Origin of the sequence: Adlercreutzia equolifaciens (genome assembly GCF_029076695.1) — a bacterium.
In the GTDB taxonomy this organism is placed as follows: Bacteria; Actinomycetota; Coriobacteriia; order Coriobacteriales; family Eggerthellaceae; genus Adlercreutzia; species Adlercreutzia equolifaciens_A.
This window is the reverse complement of the sequence record NZ_JARFIK010000223.1, coordinates 1-323: the sequence shown is the minus strand read 5'-3', so window position 1 is coordinate 323 and position 323 is coordinate 1. Positions and strand designations below refer to the sequence as shown.

The window sequence follows — 323 nt, the reverse complement described above, 5'->3', positions numbered from 1 at the left end:
CCCGATAGGCGAGCCAAACTTTGCGCTAGCGCTCGGGTGCGGCCACGGATTGCACAAACGGCTCTATTCCGCCCGCGCCCTCAATCTCGCGGGCGGCACGCGCGAATTCGGCCTCGAGCCGCGTGTTCCGAGCCAGCTCAGCCAAGTAGCCTTCCTTCCCCTGAGCCGCCGCGAAAGCCATAACCACCTCGGAAGCCGCAGGGGCATCGTCCAAAACCGCCTGCAACAGCTTGCGCAAATTGTCAGTCGACAGCCCCGATAACTCCCGGCAATAGGCCCGCAGAAAGCCCTTAAATCTCAGATTCACTTCCCCGTCCTTCCGC

General features: G+C 62.5%; 1 protein-coding gene. It reads right to left on the bottom strand.

Features of this window, described 5'->3' with window-relative positions:
- Nucleotides 1–25: 25 nt before the first annotated feature.
- The gene (locus PZH32_RS12150; protein WP_275208514.1) at nt 26–307 is read right to left on the bottom strand and encodes a hypothetical protein; all 282 of its coding nucleotides are present in this window, start codon (nt 305–307) and stop codon (nt 26–28) included.
- Nucleotides 308–323 lie beyond the last annotated feature (16 nt).